Annotated in this window: 16 protein-coding genes, 3 pseudogenes and 1 riboswitch; of the genes and pseudogenes, 9 read left to right on the top strand and 10 right to left on the bottom strand. The window is 71.8% G+C overall.

Annotated features, from left to right (window positions below; translation table 11 throughout):
• Position 1: 1 nt before the first annotated feature.
• Entirely contained in the window at positions 2 to 865 is an 864-nt protein-coding gene (locus BA175_RS01100) for a transglycosylase SLT domain-containing protein (protein ID WP_069169274.1), read from the bottom strand.
• A 2-nt stretch (positions 866 to 867) separates the two neighbouring features.
• Positions 868 to 1055, bottom strand: a riboswitch (cyclic di-AMP (ydaO/yuaA leader).
• Positions 1056 to 1412: 357 nt separating this feature from the next.
• Between BA175_RS01100 and BA175_RS01095 the strand changes: the two genes are divergently transcribed.
• A complete protein-coding gene (locus tag BA175_RS01095; RefSeq protein WP_069169273.1) occupies positions 1413 to 1649 on the top strand; it encodes a hypothetical protein in 237 nt (78 codons plus the stop codon).
• Positions 1650 to 1775: 126 nt separating this feature from the next.
• On the opposite strand, the gene BA175_RS01090 is transcribed toward BA175_RS01095, so the two are convergent.
• From BA175_RS01090 to BA175_RS01080, 3 genes and pseudogenes are all read right to left on the bottom strand, one after another.
• A complete protein-coding gene (locus BA175_RS01090; RefSeq protein ID WP_069169272.1) occupies positions 1776 to 2399 on the bottom strand; it encodes an SMI1/KNR4 family protein in 624 nt (207 codons plus the stop codon).
• Between the two features lie 416 nt (positions 2400 to 2815).
• Entirely contained in the window at positions 2816 to 3268 is a 453-nt protein-coding gene (locus tag BA175_RS01085; RefSeq protein WP_069169271.1) for a flavodoxin family protein, read from the bottom strand.
• Positions 3269 to 3562: 294 nt separating this feature from the next.
• Positions 3563 to 3922: pseudogene (locus tag BA175_RS01080) on the bottom strand (fascin domain-containing protein); the annotation flags it as partial.
• A gap of 644 nt (positions 3923 to 4566) precedes the next feature.
• Here BA175_RS01080 and BA175_RS01075 point away from each other — a divergent pair.
• Positions 4567 to 5073, top strand: coding sequence for a hypothetical protein (locus BA175_RS01075; RefSeq protein WP_079159325.1), 507 nt, complete (start codon positions 4567 to 4569; stop codon positions 5071 to 5073).
• Positions 5074 to 5409: 336 nt separating this feature from the next.
• On the top strand, positions 5410 to 6480 hold the full coding sequence (locus BA175_RS01070; protein ID WP_069170271.1) for a glycoside hydrolase family 43 protein: 1071 nt from the start codon (positions 5410 to 5412) through the stop codon (positions 6478 to 6480).
• Positions 6481 to 6604: 124 nt separating this feature from the next.
• On the opposite strand, the gene BA175_RS01065 is transcribed toward BA175_RS01070, so the two are convergent.
• A complete protein-coding gene (locus BA175_RS01065) occupies positions 6605 to 8155 on the bottom strand; it encodes a pectate lyase family protein (protein WP_069169270.1) in 1551 nt (516 codons plus the stop codon).
• A 796-nt stretch (positions 8156 to 8951) separates the two neighbouring features.
• On the opposite strand from BA175_RS01065, the gene BA175_RS01060 reads away from it, so the two are divergent.
• Complete coding sequence (locus BA175_RS01060; RefSeq protein ID WP_069169269.1) at positions 8952 to 9230, top strand: metal-sensitive transcriptional regulator; 279 nt, start codon at positions 8952 to 8954, stop codon at positions 9228 to 9230.
• Between the two features lie 151 nt (positions 9231 to 9381).
• Here BA175_RS01060 and BA175_RS01055 read toward each other — a convergent pair whose 3' ends face one another.
• From BA175_RS01055 to BA175_RS01040, 4 genes and pseudogenes are all read right to left on the bottom strand, one after another.
• On the bottom strand, positions 9382 to 10128 hold the full coding sequence (locus BA175_RS01055) for a sulfite exporter TauE/SafE family protein (RefSeq protein WP_069169268.1): 747 nt from the start codon (positions 10126 to 10128) through the stop codon (positions 9382 to 9384).
• Complete coding sequence (locus BA175_RS01050) at positions 10125 to 10496, bottom strand: rhodanese-like domain-containing protein (RefSeq protein ID WP_069169267.1); 372 nt, start codon at positions 10494 to 10496, stop codon at positions 10125 to 10127. The genes BA175_RS01055 and BA175_RS01050 overlap by 4 nt, the downstream gene beginning before the upstream one ends.
• 28 nt (positions 10497 to 10524) lie before the next feature.
• Positions 10525 to 11892 (bottom strand): MBL fold metallo-hydrolase, encoded by a 1368-nt coding sequence (locus BA175_RS01045; protein WP_069169266.1) that lies wholly within the window; start codon positions 11890 to 11892, stop codon positions 10525 to 10527.
• Between the two features lie 406 nt (positions 11893 to 12298).
• A pseudogene (locus BA175_RS01040) lies at positions 12299 to 12532 on the bottom strand (substrate-binding domain-containing protein); the annotation flags it as partial.
• 47 nt (positions 12533 to 12579) lie between these two features.
• On the opposite strand from BA175_RS01040, the pseudogene BA175_RS31530 reads away from it, so the two are divergent.
• The 5 genes and pseudogenes from BA175_RS31530 to xdhC form a co-directional block, all read left to right on the top strand.
• Positions 12580 to 12684, top strand: a pseudogene (locus tag BA175_RS31530) (carbohydrate-binding domain-containing protein); the annotation flags it as partial.
• Positions 12685 to 12837: 153 nt separating this feature from the next.
• The gene (locus BA175_RS01030) at positions 12838 to 13197 is read left to right on the top strand and encodes a hypothetical protein (protein WP_069169263.1); all 360 of its coding nucleotides are present in this window, start codon (positions 12838 to 12840) and stop codon (positions 13195 to 13197) included.
• A gap of 863 nt (positions 13198 to 14060) precedes the next feature.
• Positions 14061 to 15551, top strand: coding sequence for a xanthine dehydrogenase small subunit (locus BA175_RS01025; protein WP_069169262.1), 1491 nt, complete (start codon positions 14061 to 14063; stop codon positions 15549 to 15551).
• Positions 15548 to 17989, top strand: coding sequence for a xanthine dehydrogenase molybdopterin binding subunit (gene xdhB, locus BA175_RS01020; protein ID WP_069169261.1), 2442 nt, complete (start codon positions 15548 to 15550; stop codon positions 17987 to 17989). The genes BA175_RS01025 and xdhB overlap by 4 nt, the downstream gene beginning before the upstream one ends.
• Positions 17982 to 18800: a xanthine dehydrogenase accessory protein XdhC gene (gene xdhC, locus BA175_RS01015; RefSeq protein WP_069169260.1), complete on the top strand. Its 819-nt coding sequence runs from the start codon at positions 17982 to 17984 to the stop codon at positions 18798 to 18800. The genes xdhB and xdhC overlap by 8 nt, the downstream gene beginning before the upstream one ends.
• Before the next feature lie 304 nt (positions 18801 to 19104).
• Here xdhC and BA175_RS01010 read toward each other — a convergent pair whose 3' ends face one another.
• Positions 19105 to 19608 carry a nucleoside deaminase gene (locus BA175_RS01010; protein WP_069169259.1) on the bottom strand — a complete coding sequence of 168 codons (504 nt, stop codon included), beginning with the start codon at positions 19606 to 19608 and terminating at the stop codon, positions 19105 to 19107.
• Positions 19609 to 20219: the final 611 nt, after the last annotated feature.

Genomic DNA, 20219 nt, shown 5'->3' with positions numbered 1-20219 from the left:
CTCAGTAGGCGCCGAACACGTTGTCGATCGAGCCGTACCGGTCGGCGGCGTAGTTGCACGCGGCCGTGATGTTGGCGACCGGGTCGTAGCTGTCCATCGACGTACCGGGCACGTGGTAGGCCTGGAAGGTCGGGTCGATGACCTGGAGCAGCCCCTTGGACGGAACGCCGTTGATCGCGTTGATGTCCCAGTTGTTGATGGCCAGGGGGTTACCCGAGGACTCCCGCATGATGTTGCGGTGGATTCCCTCGTAGGTGCCGGGGATGCCGTGCTCGGCCATGACGGCCAGCGACTCCTTGATCCAGCCGTCGAGGTCGTTCGTGTAGGTGACCGGCTCGGCGGCGACGGCCTCCGCGGCGGCGGGCGCGCCCTGGGCGGCGAGTTCCGTGGTCCGCTCGGAACGGTCGGCGCGGCCGGTGTTCTGCGCGGCGCGGTCGGCGGACGGCTCGGCCTTCTTCCCGGCCTTGTCCGCAGCGTCCGGCACATTGCTTTCGGCCTTGGCCCCGATGGTCAGCTTCAGACCGGGGTGAATCAGGTTCGGGTTACCGCCGACAGCCTTTCGGTTGCCGTTGTAGAGCTCCTGCCAGCCACCGCTCACGGAATGGTCGCGTGCGATCTTGGAAAGGGAATCACCCAAGATCACGGAATACGTGACGGGCTCGGACTTCTGCGCGGCAATTTCCTTGCCGGACACGGCAGTCGAGGTGATCGACTTTTCCGCCGCCACCGGATGCGCCGGCGCGGCGAACGCTCCGGTCGCGCCGATCACGGGGAGGGCGAGGGCGGCTCCGCCCGTGCTCACGGCGATGATGCCGCGGGTCAGCGAACGGGTCCCGGGACGACGGGTCTTGAACTTTGCGGGCATGCTGAATTCCTCTCCGCCGCCTACGAAGTGAGCTGTCGGGTTCGGGCTGGAGATGCCCGGCCGCACACGAATGCGACTTCACCCCGAGCCGCTCCGGATACCGGATCGGCGCTTACCTGGGTCCCCCGCTCCTGCCGTACGAGATGTGGTCGGGTTCCCGGACGGCGGCAGGATTCGGCGTTCCGTCCGGAATGAGGGTGACCGTAGGCGAGAAATGCCGAAAGGAACAAGCCCCGAATTCGTGATCACAATTCATCGGCAAGATCAATTCACGGGAATTCGCGTGACCGGCCCCACACGGCGCTCCCAACTTTCCCGGCAGGCAAGGGAACCGGGAGGCACGTCACGGCGTCCCGGGCGAGAAGCGTGACCCTGGTCACCGCGCCCGATAAGGGCGATTTGCGGTGGACCGCAGGGCCGTCGCCGCCACTCGACACCCAGGCGGATATTAAGGTGTTAATTTAAGAAAAGACATCAAAACGGGCATACGACTCACTTGTGCCACTGGCGGGCATATCGATGGCCCCCGTGTGGAACGCGTCCTCGTATGACCGACAGCGTGAACCCCGACCTGGCGAACCCGCGGATCACCGTCCTGCCCGTTCAGCCCGGGCATCCGCCCTTCCGCGTCGTGGAGATCGACGGAGAGGTCGCCGGCGCGGCGACGTCGATGACGGACCTCCTGCTCCTCGCCGCCGACGCCGGCATCACGGTCCACGACCTCGAGGACCCGGCGGTCGTGCGGTGGGTGGGCGGCGGCAAACTCACCTGGAGGCGGCACTGAGCGGGAGCGCGGCGCCTGGGGCTGCCGGCGGCACTCCCCAGGCCCCGGTCACTCCTCCGTGCGGCGGCCGGACCCGCCCGGCAGCCGCATGGCGGCCCGGGCGCGGGGACCCCGGACCCCCGTCCGTCAGCCGGCCGGCGGCTCGCCGGTCCACGGATCGAGGCCCGCCCTGCGACGGGCCCGCTGCACGGCCCTGCTCACGAAGGCGTGGCGGCTGCGCCCCATCACCCCGTCCACGGTGATCGGCGACATCTCGAACGCGCCCGTCAGCAGTCTGCGCAGGAACTCGGCCATCCCGTACCGGTACAGCGCGAACGTGGGTACGGTGTGACGCCCACAGACCACCACGGGCCAGCGGTCCGGGTCCTCGTCCATCGTCAGCCAGCACAGGATGTCGGCCTCGGTCGTCGTCCCCCAGGCGAGCAGGGACCCGGGATCCAGTACCAGGTCGGGGCCGGCGGGATCGGCCCACACCTCGTCGGCCTCCACCCTCCAGGCCTCCTGTACGGCGCCGGTCCCCTCGGCCATGGCATCGGGGGTCCGTCCACCCTCGGCGTCCGTGGGCAACGGCCGGTGGACGACGATCGCGCCGTCCACGGAGCCCTCCCCGTACGCCCGCATGAAGGCCTTGTAGTCGGCCGGGAAAGGGGCGCCCCAGCGGGCTTCGGCGACCGCCCAGTCGACCTGCTCGTCGATTCCGTACGTCGTCGGCAGCAGGGGCCCCAGCGCCTCGATGGACGCGGGTAACACCGGCCGGCTCCGCCCCCCGCGGTGCGGGCCCCGCCGGGCCACCGGAATCCAGCCGCTGACGCTCCGTCCCAGCACTTCGCGACTCCCCACCTGTCGTCCCGTGGGAGGGTCCGCTCCTCCCACAGATCCCAGCGACGCAGGGGGCCCGCGCATCACACCGCGGAGGGCCGGGACCGCGGGGCCGGGCCACCGCGGCCCCCGAGCCCGGCGGTGCCCGGCGCAGGTGCCGGACCAGGGAATCGGGGCGTACGGTTCCGGTGCGCGGCCCAGCACGGCGGAGGGCCCGCAGACCCGGCGCGGCTCAGGCCGCGGAAGCCCCGGCCGCGGCGGAGGGCCGGGGCGTCCGGGGGCCGACGGGTAGAAGCGGCTGGGGGCCCGCCCGTCCCCCGGCGAGCTCAGCCGGCAGCCCGGCTCCGTCAGGCCATCAGCCCGGCGGCGACCGTGGCCCCGAGCTCCCAGCAGGCCTCGATGTCCGCCCTGCCCGGCTCACCGGTCACGGTCACCGCGTCGGCGGAGCGGCGCCATCCCAGGCCCGTCGTGATCGACTCAACGCCCCGCACCGCTCCGGTGACGTCGTTGCCGCCGTGCACGTAGTAGCCGAACGGGCGGCCGCGCGTCGTGTCCAGGCACGGGTAGTAGACCTGGTCGAAGAAGTGCTTGAGGGCCCCGGACATGTAGCCGAGGTTCGCGGGGGTGCCGAGGAGGAAGCCGTCCGCGGCGAGCACGTCGGACGCCGTCGCGGCGAGCGCGGCGCGTCGGACGACGCGTACCCCCTCGATCTCGTCCGTCGTCGCGCCGGCGACGACGGCCTCGAAGAGCGCCTGGCAGTTCGGCGAGGGCGTGTGATGGACGATCAGCAAGGTGGCCACGTTCCCGAACCCTGCCGTCCCGGTCCCCCGGCCGCAAGCGAGCACGACGGCCTGTCGCCGTCCACCACCGCTGGGGGTACGGCGGGGACGAGCGCTCCGGGCGGGCGGCGTCGCGGAGTCGGCGCAGGGCCGCCGCCCCGTACGGGATGCCGAGGTCGCCGGGAGGCTCCACCGCGCCGCCCCTCCCGGGAAGCCGGCCGGCGTGCGCCGTGCTCGTGGCTCTCGCCGCCCGTACGAGCGCCCCGGCCCGCCGGCGCCCGCGCGGTGGCGGATACCGGTGGGCGGGGGCGCAGGTCAGGCACCGATGCCGTAGAGGGTGAACTCCTCCCAGGAACCGGTGACTTCGGTGGAGCGGGCGCGCAGTGCGTACTGAAGGGATCCCGTGTAGCCGTTCTCCATCGCGACGAAGAGCCCGTTCAGCGTGGACCGGAGCGCCCAGCGGTCCAGGCTCTCGTTGTAGTACAGGACGAACTGCTCCCAGCCGCCCGCACCGGCCGAGCGGGCGCGCAGCACGTTCTGCGCGCTGCCGGTGAAGTTCTTCTCGACCGCCACGTAGCGGTTGTTCGCCAGGGACTTCAGGGCGTACGTCTCGGTGGTCGCGTTCCACTCGAAGGCGAAGCCCTCCCAGGAACCGCCGTACGCGGAAGAACGGGCCGATTCCGGGGGCGGCGTAGCAAGGGGCCCACACCAGGTCTCGACTCACCTTCCCGGGAAATGCACGGCTGAGGGATTTCCCGCAACCCGCCGGAAAGGACTCCCCCACCGACAGCGCCGTCCCCGAGTCGCTCCGCACCCCCAGGCCACTGCGTCCAGCACCCTCCCCGGAGTGCGTGAGCAGCTGCTACGCCACTCGGCGAAGCGCCGTCAGCCTAACCGTGGAAGGTGATCTCCGCCCATGATTTCCGAATGCGTCGCGAGCCACATTCCATTGCTCCGGGACGAATTCGTGTGGCGATACCTGTGAAGTGGACCGCCGTTAAGGCGGGTGAAACTTCCTGTTCTCCTCGTGGCTATGTCGTGCACGCCGGACACCCCTCCGCCGGGGCGGTGACCCCGTGGAGGTCGGCGCCCGTCGCATGCCCACCGAGAAGCGCGGACAGCTTCAGGCGGCCCGCCTCGGGGAGGAGCGTCCTCCGCCCGGACCCGCCGGTACCACCCGCGAACACACCGTTCACGAGAGCGGTTCCTCACGTGCGGAACGCGGACCGGGGACGCCGTTCAGGGCCGACGCCCTGTCCCGTCCGCCCGGATGGGAGACTGATCGGCCTCGGGCGGCACCACAGGGAGCGGGCGGGATCATGCGAGTGCGACGGGGCCTCACCGGGGCGGCGGCCTGGGTCGTGGCTGCGACGGTGACGCTGACGGGCTGCTCCTTCCTCCTCCGGGACCTCGGCCCGCTTCCCTCCACCTCCTCCGGCCCCCCGGTACCCGCCGACACGGTGGTGGCGGAACTGACCTCGGCCATGAAGGCGGAGGGTGTCACTCTCGAACGGGCACCACAGGAACTGATCCCGCTCGAGTGCCATGAGAGCCTGTCGGCCGAGTTGCCGCCGGACACGGCCGACATCGCCCTCACGTCGGGCTTCGCGCGGGCCCGTTCGGAGTTCGGCTGGAAGTCGGCCCCGGACAGCGGAGGGCTCACCCTGCGCAGGGCCGACTGGACCGCGGCGACCATGCTTCCCGGCACGGGGTCGGCGGGCTCCCCCACCACCCTGGTCGTGATCTCCCTGCAGTGCGACGGAGGCCGCTCGAAACGCCCGCTGCCCACGGGCCCTTCCGCAGCACCCGCGACCTCGCTCTCCTGAGCGGGCGCGCGCCACGTGGCGGACCGCACCGCGTGCGGGGCCGTACGGAAACCGGCACGATGCCGACCCGACCAGCTTATTGACATGCTCACAACCGAACGCAATCCTGTATGGACGCTCTTTCCATCGATGTAGACGCGGGACGGCGGCCTGTGCAGATCTCTGTGCCCGGCACGGAAGCCCACCCGGGCACACCGGCGTAGGGCTCGGCCGCAGGACGGAAACCACCCCCCTCCCCTGCCGTGCGCCGCGTCGTCCATGCCGGAACCCTGCCCCTCGCACCCGCACCCCTCCGCCGGTTCCGGCCGGACACGGAGGCCGACCACGGACGGGATGATGACGCGTTCTCGTTGCCTGACCGGCGCCGCCGCAGCTGCGCTCGCCGGAATCCTTACCGCCCTGCTGTCCCTCACCACTCCCGGAACCGCCCGGGCGGACCAGACCGGTCTCCGGGCCGCCGACCCGAGCGTGCTCCGGGTCGGCGCCACCTACATCTCGGTGCAGTCGGCCGGCGGCGGCATCGCCGTGCGTCAGGCGTCGTCGACGGCCGCCCTCGCCTCGGCCCCCGCCCGGCAGGTCTGGTCGGACACCCGTGGCCTCGGTGAGGTCTGGGCCCCGGAGATCGTCCGGGAGGCGGGCCGTTACTACATCTACTTCACGGCCGGCCGCGGACCGGCCCACCGGATGTACGTCATCAGCTCCGCCGCACCGGACAGCGGATACACCGGTGAGACGAAACTCGCCCTGCCCGACGACAAGTGGGCCATCGACGGCACGATGTTCACCTTCGGTGGACAGCGCTGGTTCGTCTGGTCCGGCTGGGCCGGCGACACCAACGTGGAGCAGAACCTCTACATCGCACGGATGAGCAGCCCGACCACTCCGACCGGCCCGCGCAGTGTCATCTCGCAGCCGCGGGAGAGCTGGGAACGGGTGGTGGGCAACCCGTACATCAACGAGGGGCCGGAGCCAGTCAAGGACCCGAACGGCCAGCTGCACATCACCTATTCGGCCAACGGGAGCTGGAGCGACCAGTACTGCCTGGCCGACCTGAGGCTACGGGCCGGCGGCGACCCGACGTACGTATGGGACTGGTACAAGTCGAACGGCTGCCTGTTCGGCTCCCACCGCGCGACGATGATGTCCGGCTGGGACCCCACCCTGTACGTCAACGGCCCCGGCCACCACAGCTTCGTCCTGCTCGACGGTGACATCGCCACGAGCCCGCCGGCGGGCCCGAGGTTCCCCCTGATGTTCCACGCCGTCCCCAAGGGGACGCCGTACTCCTGGGAGAACCGTTACTGGTACACGGGCACCTTCGCCTGGTGGGGCGACACGACCTACCGGCGGGCCAACGTCCCCGGCCCCACCACCGACACGGGCTGGAGTCTGAAGTTCTTCGAGTGACAGGTCGCGTGGACGGGGCGCGGCGCCGGGACCGGCGGACGGCCCGGAGGCCGGGCCGGTGATCACACCGGCACCGCGCTCCGGGCCGTCCCTCCGATCCCCGGGCAGGGGAGGAGACGGCCGGCTAGCCGGCGTAGGTCTCGAACTCGGCGACCTTCGGGGTGCCGGTCGCACCGGTGATCTCGAAGGTGACCTTGCGCAGCGAGGTCCGGGGCACCGCGATCACGCCGGCCCCGGTTCCCGAGGTCAGAACGGCGCCCGTGTCCCCGTTGACGAGCCTCCAGGAACGGATGGTGCCCGCGGAACCCGCCGCCTCCCGGATGCTGATCGTGGAGATGGCGGTGTCGGAGCCCCACTTGACCGATACGGAACCGGTCGAGCCGACGGGTGACCAGTAGGTGTTCAGGTCGCCGTCCCGTACGTTGCCGTAACTCGTCCCGTCGGCCTTGCTGCTGCCGTCGGAACCGGCGCCGAGGCTGAGGTTGGTGCCGCTGGGCGGGGTCGGGTCGGTGGGGTCGGGCGTGGGGTCGGTCGGGTCCGGCGTGGGAGTGGTCGGGTCCGGACTCTGCGGCGAGCACGTGCCGTCCGAGACCTTCAGACCCTTGTCGGCGCCCGCCGTACGGCTGACGACGTCCGGCACACAGCCGGCGGGGTCGAGGCCGAAGGAGTAGGGGATGCTCACGGTGGTGGTGGACTTCACGTCGGGGCCCGCCGGTTTGTTCTCGCTTCCCGGGGCGGACCAGGTCACGTTGTCGAAGATGTTGCCGCTGACCTGCCAGTATCCGGCCGCGTCGGTGTAGAAGGTGCCAAGGACGTCCTTGGAGTTCTTGAAGTAGTTGTTGTCCACCCTGGCGCGCGCCCCGGCCCGGGAGTTGATACCGGACTCGTTGAGCTTGACGTAGTAGTTGTTGTACATGTGCGCGATGCCGCCACGCAGCAGGGGTGCACGGGAGTCGATGTTCTCGTACAGGTTGTGGTGGTAGGTGATGAAGCCGTTGGAGAGCTCGGTCTCGCTGGACCCGACGAGACCGCCCCGCCCGGAGTTGCGCAGCGAGCTGTAGGACAGCGTCACGTACTGGGTGTTGTCCTTCAGGTCGAAGAGCCCGTCGAAGCCTTCCGACTCCCCGCCCGAGGCTTCGAGCGTGGCGTGGTCCACCCAGACGTTGCGGACGTCGCTCTCCATCCCGATGGCGTCACCGCCGTTGGAGGTGGGCGAGCCGGACTTCTTGACGTTCCGGACCGTCACGTTCTGGATGATGATGTTGCTCGACTGCCTGATGTGGATGCCCAGTTGGTCGAACACGGCTCCGCTGCCGACGCCCACGAGGGTGACATTGCTGATCTGCTTGAGCTCGATCACACCTGCGGCGGTGTTGCAGCTGCTACCCGACACCTTGGCGGTGTTGGCGTGGTTGATGGTCCCTTCGACCTGGATGGTGATCGGAGTGCTGCTGCTGGCGCGGCCGCACAGGGCCGCGTGGATCGCGGTCCCGGTGGTGGCCCGTACCGTCCGGCCCCCCGCCCCACCGGTCGTTCCGCCGTTCTGGGTCGCGTAACCGGTGGCACCGCCGGTGGCGGCCGACGCCTGAGGCATCGTGAGGATCGCTCCCGTGGCGGCCGCCAGGGCCATCGTGGCCAGTCCCGCACAGAGTCGCCGAGCGACTGGTCGTCCCATGTCTGTCTCCCTACTCGTCCTTCGGATACCGGGGACCGTCCCTTTTGGCGTGGGCATGACATTCAACGACGAGGCGTCGAGTCACCCTTCCCCGCCGGACAGGTTCCGGTCGGCCCAGCTGACGGTGCCCTGCAACACATCCGACCGGCCGTTCCGCGACAGCCCGGGCCGGCACGTGCGCGGGCACCGGCCGCGGGGCCACCGCTGCCGCACCCCCGCCCGCCCGGGCCGTGCCGTCCGGGCGGCGGCCACTGCGGCGGGAGACAGGAGGAGCCACCCACCACGGCGAGCCTTCACCGCTGAACAGCCTGGTCAGCCCCGTGCCGACTCGATGGCGGCTCACGCGTCGCGCCGCATGTCCGCTGCGCGACTCCACTTCACCGGTACGGGGCCCCACAGAGGGGGAAAGCGCTTTCTCCAGGTGAGAATAGGGCTGCTCCGGGCGGGCTGGCAAGGTGCTGGACACGCACGGAATCCACCGGGTCCGGGGCGCCGGGACGACACCCCCACCATGGGGCCCCCGCGAGTACGGATCGAAGACGTGACGGCTCGCCGGTCCACAGGGTCGGCCTCACCTTCGGATCCCGAACATGGACCCCTCGCCTCCGGAACCCGCCCCCGGCCAGAATTCGTCGGACCTGTGGGACCCATGCGTGCGGGCCCGAAGTTCAGGGGGTCTGCCGCGCGGCCCGGGCCGCCACCCGGCCCCTGAACGGCCCGGCGGGACGCACACCACGAGCAGGTCACCGGACACGGTAGGATAGATACCCCTCGGGGTATCAAAACAGGAGGACGTGTGGAACTGGACATGGCGGCCGACGAGCTGAAGTCGGTGCTCAACCGGCTGAAGCGGGCCCAAGGCCAGATCGCCGGGATCGTCAAGATGATCGAGGACGGCCGGGACTGCGAGGATGTGATCACGCAGCTGGCGGCGGTCTCCCGCGCTCTCGACCGGGCCGGCTTCGCGATCATCGCGACCGGCCTCCAGCAGTGCATGGCCGAGGGCGGACAGGCGACCGGGGACCGTGACCAGATGCGGGCCCGCCTGGAGAAGCTCTTCCTCTCCCTCGCCTGACACCGCCGGCCCCGCCGGCTGCCGGGCCCCTGCCGTCCCGCACCGGGCGCCATCGCGCGATCACACCTGTCAGATCCTGTGACAGGGGCCGGTGCCACACCCGGACGCCCGGTCGCACCCGGCTGCCGGCCCGCTCGTGCTCCGCTGCCGGTCAGAGCAGCGCGTCGACGAGCATGAAGGCGGCGACCGCGAGGAGCACGACGGCGAACACCCGTCGCAGCCCCGCTCCGGACACCTTGGCAGCCAGCCGTTTGCCGTCCCAGGCGCCCAGGATCGCCGCCCCGGTGAACGGCGCCACCACCGCCCAGTCCAGCCCCGCCGCTCCGCCTGCCCGGGTGAACAGGGACGCCAGCGAGTTGACCGTGATGACCAGCAGGCTGGTCCCGACGGCGGCCTGCATCTCGAACGCCAGGACGGTGACCAGGGCGGGGACGGCGAGGAATCCGCCGCCCACACCGAGCAGCCCCGTCACCGCCCCGAGCCCCGCTCCGGCGCCTCCCGCCTTCAGGGGCCGTACGGTCGGCGCCGGGCCGGCGGCAGACGCGGGTCGCAGCATCTGTACGGCCGCGAGGGCGGCGATCACGGCGAAGGCCGAGATCAGGACCGGCTGCGGGATACGGGCGGCGGCCGACCCTGCGAGCGCGGCGGGAACGATGCCCGCGGCGGCGAACGCCGTTCCGGCCTTCCAGCGGACGTGTCCGGCGCGGGCGTGCGCGTACAGGGCGGTCGCGGAGGTGGCGGCGACGATGAAGAGGCTCGCGGTGGTGGCCGCGGCCGGGGTGAAGCCGAGCAGGTAGATCAGGGCCGGTACGGCCAGGACGCTGCCGCCCCCTCCGAGCGCGCCGAGCGCCAGGCCGACCACGGCCCCCGCCGCCACAGCCAGGATGAGCACGCTCACGCCGCGGAGCCGCCCTTGCCCACACCGACGACGGGCAGACCGGCCTGGGTCCACGCCGTCATGCCACCCCTGACGTCGACCGCCTCGATCCCCTTCGCCGCGAGGTGCTTCGCGGCCTGCTGGGAGCGGTTCCCGGAACGGCAGATCGCCACCACCGGTCTGCCGGCCACGCCCACGGGCAGCTCGGCGCCGGTGAGCAGGCGTGAGAGCGGCAGGTGCACCGCGTCCGGCGCGTGCCCCGCCTTCCATTCGGATATCTCGCGGACGTCGAGGAGCACCGCTTCTCCGCTACGGGTGCGCCGGTGGGCCTGGTGAGGGGTGAGGCGGCCGGAAGTGCCGCGGCCGGATCCGCGTCGGAAGAAGAACATCGTGGTGTGCCTTTCTGCTCGTGGAGGATCAGCTGGTGGGGGCGACCGTGAGGCCGGCGTCCCCGGCGGCGTCGAAGCCGTCGTCGACGGCGACCACGTCGCGTCCTTCCGCGTCGAGGAGCGAGGCGGCGATGGCGGCCCGCATCCCACCCGCGCAGTGCACCCACACCGTCCCGTCCGGGACCTCGCCGGTGCGCCCGCGCAGTTCGTGCACGGGGATGTGCACCGAGCCGCGCACGTGCCCGCCGGCGCGTTCCGAGTCGCGGCGCACGTCGAGCACCACGACGTCTTCGCCGCGCTCCCGGGCCTCCCGGAGGGCGGCGAAGTCCGCGCGGGGGAAGGAGCGCAGGCTCTCGCCCGCCCGCACCCAGTGGGACGGCTCGCCCGTCGCGGCGGCAGCGGGCCGCTCGATGCCGACGCGCACCAGCTCACGCTGGGCGTCGGCGAGCTGCGCGGCGGACTCGGCGAGCAACGTGACGGGCTTCCCCCACGGGATCAGCCAGGCCAGGTAGGTGGCCAGCTTGCCGTCGGCCTCGAAGTTGTAGGTCCCGGCGACGTGACCCTGCGAGAACGCGGTACGGCTGCGCAGATCGACGACCCACTCACCGGCGGCCAGGCGCTCCGCGATCTCCTCGGCGTCGGCCGTCCTCGGCGGGGTCAGGTCCACCGGCGGGGGGCCGCCCGCGTTGACCGGGCCCATGTGCGCGTAGTAGGCGGGTATGTCCTCCAGGCCGGCCAGCAGCCGGGCCACGAAGGTGTCGGCGTCCTGGGTCAGGGCGTCGTTGGTGGCCCGCTCCGTGCCGATGGTGCTCGCGTCGCCCTCCGCCTGGGAGGAGGAGCAGAAGCTCCCGAACCCGTGGGTGGGGAGCACGCGCACGTCGTCGGGGAGTTCTCCGGCGAGCCGGTGCGCGGAGGCGTGCTGGGCGTGGGCCAGTTGCCTGGTCAGCCTCGGCTCGACGAGGTCGGGTCGCCCCACCGTGCCGATCAGCAGCGATCCCCCGGTGAACGCGGCGACTTCCCGACCGTCCTCGACCAGTACGTACGACGTGTGGTGCGGGGTGTGGCCGGGAGTGGCGAGCGCCCGCAGGCCGAGGCCGGAGTCGACGGTGACGGTGTCGCCGTCGGCGACCGGGACCCGTTCGAAGGAGACGCGCGCCGCGGCGGGCACCAGGTAGTGCGCGCCGGTCAGCCGTGCCAGCTCCACACCACCGGTGACATAGTCGTTGTGCACGTGGGTCTCCACCACGTGAGCGATCCGCACCCCGCGGCCGGCCGCCGCGGCCACGACCCGCTCCACGTCGCGCGGCGGGTCGACGACCACCGCCGTCTCGGCTCCGCCGGCGAGGTAGCTGCGGTTGCCCAGGCCTTCGGTCTCCAGGGTGTCCACGAAGAACACGGAGGACTCCTTTCGTAGGCTGTTACCCCGGGGGGTATCGTCCACCCCACTGTAACAGCAATACCCTGGGGGGTATTTTTCAGCCCTGCGGAGGCCCCTGGCGGCAGGGAGGGGCGGCCGCCCGTGCCGGTACGCACGAGCACGACGAGCCCCCGGCGCCCCGTACACCGGGAGGCAGGCAGGGCCATGGGGAGTGCCGTTCCTCGATGCGGAGAAGGAGGGCCTACGGGCGCTCCCCCGCCGGGCGGCGACGCCCGGGCCGACGTGCTGCACGGGACCCGTCCGGCGACCGGAGGCGCCTGCCCGACTCGCCCCGGGGACCGCACCGCTTCCCGCACCGACGCGTGCGTGTGCCGAACGGCGGCGGGCACGGGACACGGCGGGTGTTCCGCGGGTGGCCGGTGTTCTACAGGGGCGCGGGCCCCGTGGAGCCGCGGGGGGTGAGTGACGGGGTGGCGACCTGGAGCGGGCCGCTGTGGGTGCCGTCCAGCAGGGCGAAGAGCGAACGGGCCACCTCCGCTCCGAACTGGTGCACGTCGTGGCTCATGGCCGAAAGGGTGGGATGCGTGATCCGGCAGAGCTGGGAGTCGTCCCACGCGAGCAGCGAGAGGTCCTCGGGAACGGCGAAGCCCATCTCAGCGCGCCACCGTCCACGGCGACGGTTCGAACGGCGGCACCGCACCGAACGGCTACCCGTACTGCGCGAGCAGCTCCCCCGACCCCGACGGCGCCGGCTGGGGCTGGGAGAACAACCGGTCCTGCGTCGTCCGGGGCGGCTCCGCGGACGCCTGACCACCCCACCCGCTCCGGTTCTCCGCCTCCGCTCCGGCAGTCCGCAGGAGCGCTGCCGGCCGGCCACGGCGTGGGTCCGCCGTCTCGTGCCCGATGCCCGTACCCGTCAGGCGACGGAACCGCACGCGGGGACACGGTCTAAAATCCTCTGTCATGTCGAAGCCTGACGAACTGCTCGTTGACGTTGCCGCCCTGGTGGAGTCCGGGCACAGCAATCAGATGTCCCTGACCGTGGTCGCCAGCGGCGCGGTCATCACGGGGCGGCTCGCCCCGGAAGCCGTGTGGCGGCAGCGGGTGTCGGAGGTGCTGGCGGACTCCGCCCGCCTGAGCGACTTCTCCGCCGTGTTCACCGCGGCGGCGCGCAAGGAAGGGCCGCCCACGCACCTGCACTTCCATGTGGCGCGCATCCTCCAGGGCGAGGTGGGAATCCCGGAGACGGGTGGGATGTACCGCGTGGCGATCGAGGACGTCAGTGCCTGGACGATGGGCGACTTCAGCTACTCCGACCACTGACCGGCCGACGCGCCGGCGCAGTGATCCACTGATCCACTGATCCGTCGTCCACCGGCCCGAGGACCCGGGGCACGCGGTTGAGGGTACGGCCGGCGCTCCCCGGCGTACCCCCACCGCCGCCGGCGGGCGGCTCACGCCTGCCCTCGGCCCGGCCGCCAAACGCGCGGGAGCGCGCCTCGGACGATCGGGCACGTGTTGGCTTCGGGCCCCGGGAACGCCTCCGCGGGCGGGACGGAGCCGGTCCGACCTGAAGCGCATCGCCGGTCACGCGGTCCAGCGGGTCCCGCTCCGGCCCGCCGACGGCGTGCGCGGCGTCCAGGAGCAGAGACATCCCGGCCCGCGCCGCGGGATCGTTCTTCCGGGGCCGTACCGGCCTTCCGGGCACCTGGGGCCGCGACACCGCCCCCCGGCCACGCCGGAACCGGTGACGGCCGGATGCCGTCGAGGGGCCCGGCGGTTCTGCCCCGGCGGTCATGCCGCCCCTCCGCGCGCGACCGCTTGCGCGTGCCGCGGCCGAGCGGGACCCTTGACCTCTGTGGCGCAAGCCACTAACTTGCGGTGACCATCGGTCCATGACTGCCGGAAGGAGGCGACCGCCGGATGTACACCTGCTCCGACCTCGGTCGCCTTGCCCAGTGCACCGTCTGGGTCCCGGGCCGGATCGCGCACGGCTGCTGATCGCGCCGTTCTGATGTGCCTGTTCCGGCACGTCCCTGGTTCTTCCTCCCTGCCTTCCAGCACGTCACCGCCGCGCGCCTCTCTGCGCCCGCGTCCCTCGTGTGGCGTGTCTGCACACAGAAAGCTGCCTGACCATTGGCGAACATCATGGATCGACCGATCGTGCACAGGTGCGAAGGCCTGTCATGGTAGCGGCGCGGATCACTGTCAACGGAGAAGAAGCCCCGCTCACACCGGCCGCGACGCACACCACCGCGCTGGACTTCCTGCGCGAGCGCGGCCTCACCGGCACCAAGGAAGGCTGCGCCGAGGGTGAATGCGGCGCGTGTTCGGTCCTGGTGGCCCGACCCGGGGTGGACAGGCCCACGGACTGGGTGGCGGTCAACGCCTGCCTGATTCCGGCCGCGGCGCTCGACGGCCAGGAGGTCATCACCTCCGAGGGCCTCGCCCCCGCCGGAACCGCGGCCGCCCTGCACCCGGTGCAGGAGGAGATGGCGGCCCGGGGCGGCTCCCAGTGCGGTTACTGCACCCCGGGATTCGTCTGCAGCATGGCCGCCGAGTACTACCGCTCCGACCGCTGCGCGCACACGGAGCGGGTCGAGGGCGCGCCCCAGGACGGCGGCGCGGACCCGGCCGGCAGCGCCGACGCAGAGCACGGCCCGAACGGGTTCGACCTGCACGCGCTGAGCGGCAACCTGTGCCGGTGCACCGGATACCGCCCGATCCGCGATGCCGCGTTCGCCGTGGGCACGCCCGCCGACGGGGACCCGCTGGCGCAGCGGCGCGAGCAGGCCCCGCCCGCACCGGTCGCCACCGAGTACGTCCAGGACGGCAGGGTGTTCCTGCGCAGGCACACCCTGGCGGACACCTTGCAGGTGCTGCGCGAGCGGCCCGACGCGGTGGTGATCGCAGGCTCCACCGACTTCGGCGTCGAGGTGAACCTCCGGGCCCGCCGGGCGGACTGCGTGGTCGCCGTCGACCGGCTGCCCGAACTGCGCGAACTGCGCGTCGAGCCGGACTCCCTGGTGATCGGGGCGGCGCTGACGCTCACCGAGATCGAACGCCGACTCGGCGGCGACGTCCCGCTGCTCGCGGAGCTGTTCCCGCAGTTCGCGTCCCGGCTCATCCGCAACGGCGCGACCCTGGGTGGCAACCTGGGTACCGGCTCCCCCATCGGTGACAGCCCGCCCGTGCTGCTGGCGCTGGAGGCGTCGGTGGTGCTCACGGACGCCGACGGCGAGCGCGAGGTCCCGCTGGCCGACTACTTCACCGGGTACCGGCAGAGCGTACGGCGTCCCGGCGAGCTGATCCGCGCGGTGCGCATCCCGTTGCCCCTGTCGCCGGTCGTGGCCTTCCACAAGATCGCCAAGCGGCGCTTCGACGACATCTCCAGCGTGGCCGTCGCCTTCGCGCTCGACGTCCAGGACGGGATCGTCCGCAAGGCGCGCATCGGCCTGGGCGGCGTGGCCGCCACCCCGATCCGCTCCCTCGCCGCCGAGGCGGTCCTGGAGGGCAGGCCCTGGACGGCGGAGACCGTCGGGGCCGCGGCCCGGGAGCTGCGGGGGGAGGGCACGCCGATGAGCGATCACCGCGCCAGTTCCCTCTACCGCTCCGCGATGCTCGGCCAGAGCCTGCTGAAGCTGTACGCGCGAACCACCGAGGCGGTGTCGTCATGAGTCACTTGTCAGAACGCCCCGAGAAGCCCGTCGTCGGGGTCTCGATGCCGCACGAGAGTGCCACCCTGCACGTCACCGGTACGGCGCTCTACACCGATGATCTCGTCCATCGCACCAAGGACGTGCTGCACGCCCACCCGGTCCAGGTCATGAAGGCACACGGCAGGATCACCGCGCTGCGCACCGAGCCCGCGCTCGCCGTGCCGGGGGTGGTGCGCGTACTGACCGGAGCCGACGTGCCCGGTGTCAACGACGCCGGGATGAAACACGACGAGCCGTTGTTCCCCGACCACGTCATGTTCTACGGCCACGCGGTCGCCTGGGTACTCGGCGAGACCCTGGAGGCGGCCCGGCTGGGGGCGGCGGCCGTCGAGGTCGAGCTCGACGAACTGCCCTCCGTGGTCACCCTGCGGGACGCGATCGAGACCGGCAGTTTCCACGGCGCCCGGCCCGTCATGGTGACCGGTGACGTCGACGCGGGCCTGGCCGGCGCCGCGCACGTGTTCACCGGCGAGTTGCAGTTCTCCGACCAGGAGCACTTCTACCTGGAGACGCACGCGGCCCTGGCCCATATCGACGAGGCCGGGCAGGTGTTCGTCCAGAGCAGCACCCAGCATCCGTCGGAGACGCAGGAGATCGTCGCGCACGTCCTGGGCCTGCACAGCCACGACGTGACCGTGCAGTGTCTGCGGATGGGCGGCGGTTTCGGCGGCAAGGAGATGCAGCCGCACGGGTTCGCGGCCGTCGCCGCGCTCGGCGCCAGGCTGACCGGCCGGCCCGTACGGCTGCGGCTCAACCGGACGCAGGACCTGACCATGTCCGGTAAGCGGCACGGCTTCCACGCGACGTGGACGATCGGCTTCGACCCGGACGGCCGTATCCGGGCACTGGACGCGACCCTCACCGCGGACGGTGGCTGGAGCCTGGACCTCTCCGAGCCGGTGGTGGCCCGCGCACTGTGCCACATCGACAACGTCTACCGGCTTCCCCACGCCCGGATCGCGGGTCGCGTCGCCAAGACCAACAAGGCTTCCAACACCGCTTTCCGGGGCTTCGGCGGACCGCAGGGCATGCTCGTCATCGAGGACATCATGGGCCGGTGCGCCCCGCTCCTCGGTCTGGACCCGATGGAGCTGCGGGAGCGGAACTTCTACCGGCAGGGTCAGACGACGCCGTACGGGCAGCCGGTTCTCCAGCCCGACCGGATCTCCGCCGTCTGGCACAAGACCCTGGAGAACGGCGGTGTCGCGGAGCGCAGGCGTGAGATCGACGCCTTCAACGCCGCTCATCCGCACACGAAGCGGGCCCTGGCGGTCACCGGCATCAAGTTCGGCATCTCGTTCAACCTCACCGCCTTCAACCAGGGCGGTGCGCTTGTGCTGATCTACAAGGACGGTTCCGTCCTGATCAACCACGGCGGCACCGAGATGGGCCAGGGACTGCACACCAAGATGCTGCAGGTCGCCGCGACCTCCCTGGGCATCCCGCTGCACAAGGTGCGCCTGGCCCCCACGCGTACCGACAAGGTCCCCAACACCTCGGCCACCGCAGCGAGTTCGGGGACCGACCTCAACGGCGCTGCGGTGAAGAACGCCTGCGAGCAGTTGCGTGGGCGACTGCTCCAGGTGGCCGCCACCGAGCTGGGCGCGAACGCCTCGGACGTACGCATCGTCGACGGCGTCGCACGCGGCCTCGGCAGCGACAGGGAGCTGGCCTGGGACGACCTGGTGCGTATCGCGTACTTCCAGCGGGTACAGCTGTCGGCCGCCGGTTTCTACCGGACCGAGGGACTGCACTGGGACGCGGCGTCGTTCCGGGGCTCGCCGTTCAAGTACTTCGCCCACGGGGCCGCCGCCGCCGAGGTGGAGGTAGACGGCTTCACCGGCGCGTACCGCATCCGTCGCGTGGACATCGTGCACGACGTCGGCGACAGCCTGTCCCCGATGATCGACATCGGTCAGGTCGAGGGGGGATTCGTACAGGGAGCGGGCTGGCTGACGCTCGAGGACATGCGCTGGGACGCCACCGACGGGCCGCACCGCGGCCGGCTGCTGACCCAGGCCGCCAGCACCTACAAGCTCCCCAGCTTCTCGGAGATGCCCGAGGAGTTCAACGTCACGCTGCTGGAGAACGCCACCGAAGAGGGCTCGGTCTACGGGTCCAAGGCGGTGGGCGAGCCCCCGCTGATGCTGGCGTTGTCGGTACGGGAGGCGCTGCGGCAGGCCGCCGCCGCGTTCGGGCCGGGCGGGGTCGCCGTCGAGCTGGCCTCGCCCGCGACCCCGGAAGCGGTGTACTGGGCGATCGAGGAGGCCCGCCGCGGCGCCACCTCCCAGGCCGGCCACGCAGGCGGCGGATTCACCGCCGGGAGCGATGCCGGGAGCGGCGATGTCTCCGGCAGCGAGGTCGGCGCCGACGCGGCGGCGTCGAGCGGTGCCTGACACGAGCTGGGTCGCCGCCGTCGCGCGGTTGCGGGCGCGCCGGGAGTCCGGCGTGCTCGTGACCGTCGCGACCGTGCGCGGCCACGCCCCGCGCGACGCCGGCGCGAAGCTGGTGGTGGGGCGGAGCGAGACCTGGGGCTCGATCGGCGGCGGCAACATCGAGGCCGTCGCGATCGACCGGGCCCGGGAGATGATCGCCGCGTCCGAGCCGGGGACGGAGCTCGTCGACTTCGCCCTGAACGACAAGGTGACCGGACCGCACGGCGTGCAGTGCTGCGGCGGTACGGTCACCGTCCTGCTCGAACCCCTGCCGGTGGTAGGCGCGGTGGCGGTCTTCGGCGTGGGGCACGTCGGGCTGGAACTGGCACGCATCCTGGCGCGCCAGGACCTCGATCTCCATCTGATCGACACCCGCTCCGGGATGCTCGGCGAGGCACGGCTCGACGTGCTGGCGGACGCGGTGGCGCAGGTGCACGTGCATCACACGCCGCTGCTGCCCGAGGAGGTGCTGGAGGAGTTGCCGCGCGGCACCCACGTCCTGATCATGACCCATGACCACGCCGAGGACGCCGCGCTGTGCGACGCAGCCCTGCGCGCCCCCCACCTCGGCTCCATCGGGCTGATCGGGTCGGCGGCCAAGTGGGTGCGGTTCCGCGAGCGCCTGCGGACCGAGGGCGGTCACGACGACGCGACGATCCACCGGATCAAGACCCCGATCGGCCTGGCGGACATCACGGGCAAGGAACCGGCGACGATCGCCGTGAGCGTCGCCGCGGACCTGCTGCGCACCTTCGAGGCCGACGGGAACTGACGCTCCGCCGCACAGGCAGGGTGCCTCGTGCTCGTACGACCGCACGGACGCGAGGCACCGCTTCCGGGCCCGGCGGTGCCGGCGCCCCGGCGGGCTCCGGCGCACCGGGGAGGCGAAAGCCCCAGGTCACCGGGGTAGACCTGGGGCGTTCACGAAGCGATCGGCGGGATCCGGGCCCGCTTCACGGCGGTACCTCACGGGGAGTCCACCGTGGCCCGGCCACGCCACCCGATGCCAGGGCGCGATGAGCCGCGCGGTGCAGGGCCGGGCTGGGGCCGATGCGGGGTCAGCGGCCGGAGTACGGTCAGTAGTCGACGCGGTCGGCCTTGGCGAGCCAGGCGTCGAACGGTGCCATGCGGTTCGCCATCTCCACCTGCGTGATCGCCATCGGCCACAGCTCCGCGGACTTCTTCTCGAACAGGTCGTAGAACTTACGGTCGTCGAACCCGGCCACCGCGGCGTCATGCCGGTCGGCGGCGAAGATGATCCGGTCGACCCGCGCCCACAGCGCGGAGGACAGGCACATCGGGCACGGCTCGCACGAGGTGACCAGGAGACACCCATCGAGCGAGAAAGTGCCGAGCTTCCGGCAGGCGGCACGTATCGCGCTCACCTCCCCGTGGGCCGTCGGGTCCAGGTCCGAGGTGACGTGGTTGTTCCCGATCGCGACGACCTCGGCGCCCTTGGCGATCAGCGCGCCGAAGGGACCGCCGCCGTTCTCGACGCTCTTCGTGGCGAGTCGGATGGCTTCGTCCATCCAGGCGCGCTCGAGATCCTGGGTGCTCTTCTCCTGGGCGTGCGCGGTCATGGTCGCTCCTTCGTTGCAGGCGGTCGGGACTCCGTGTGCTCCCTCGGTGCGGGACACCGCACCGAGGGAGCACACGGGCACTACGTGAAGCTCTGCGGGGATCAGCGGGGGCGGGCGCGTGCCGTCCGAGGTGGTGGCGCCGGCCCGAAGGCAGGGCGGACCGCGTTCCCGGCCGCCGGGGCGGCGGAGACGGCGGGCGGACCGGCGGTCCCGCGCCCGCCGTACGGCGAGCGCCGGTCGCTTCTTCCCTCGCGTCGGCCGTGCGCGCTCCGTCCGGCCCCCGGCGGGCCGGCCCCGGTGGGGCCGGGCGCCGGCTCATGGAAGTGCTGCGGGGTGGGGACGGGAGGTGTCCGGATGGTCGACAGGAGGCTCCACCGTCCCTTCCATGAGTCGTCCACGCGCGGTCGGGACGCCAGGGCGTGCTCCGAAAGCAGCGTCGTCTGCCCGGAGGGCAGACGGGATTCCCGTAACGCGGCCTGGCGCAAGTACATCCGGCCCGGGTCCGTCGGGGGCAGTCACCGAAGCCATGAAGGAGACGGCCACCCGGTCGGCCCTCGTCGTAGATTCCTACGAAGGGCACGATGCAGGAGCCCCTCCGTACCCCGGTGCCG

Source organism: Streptomyces griseus (assembly GCF_001715295.1).
GTDB lineage: Bacteria > Actinomycetota > Actinomycetes > Streptomycetales > Streptomycetaceae > Streptomyces > Streptomyces griseus_G.
The sequence above is the reverse complement of the archived record's forward strand: the minus strand, read 5'-3'. Positions and strand labels throughout refer to the sequence as shown.